Below are 481 nucleotides of genomic sequence, written 5' to 3'. Positions count from 1 at the left end.
CCTCCTCGTGAGCCAGAAGTTCAGTCCCGCCACGGCGATCACGATCAGGAACAGCACCCACGCGATCGCGGACGCGTACCCGAGATCGAGGCCCTGGAACGCGGATTGGTAGAGGTAGAGCACGACGGTCTGGTACTGGTGCTCCGCGCCACCACCACTACCGCCGGAGGGCTCGAACAGCTTGGGTTCGGTGAAGATCTGCAACCCGCCGATGGTCGAGGTGACGATCACGAAGATCAGCGTCGGCTTCAACATGGGCAATGTGATGCTGAAGAACCGCCGCAACGCGCTCGCACCGTCCACCAACGCGGCCTCGTGCACCTCACGCGGGATGGCTTGCATGGCGGCGAGGACGATCAGGGCGTTGTAGCCGGTCCACCGCCAGTTGACCATCGACGCGATCGCGACGTGGCTGCCGAACGTGCTGGCCTGCCAGTCGATCGGGCTGATTCCCAGCACGCCCAGGACATCGTTGACCAGT

The 481-nt window shown here is 64.0% G+C and carries 1 protein-coding gene; it reads right to left on the bottom strand.

Annotated features, from left to right (window positions below):
* Positions 1-481 (bottom strand): carbohydrate ABC transporter permease (locus DI276_RS27705; protein WP_157984982.1); only part of this gene is annotated, 481 nt, incomplete at both ends.

This window comes from Lentzea terrae (assembly GCF_003265345.1).
In the GTDB taxonomy this organism is placed as follows: Bacteria; Actinomycetota; Actinomycetes; order Mycobacteriales; family Pseudonocardiaceae; genus Lentzea; species Lentzea terrae.
The sequence above is the reverse complement of the archived record's forward strand: the minus strand, read 5'-3'. Positions and strand labels throughout refer to the sequence as shown.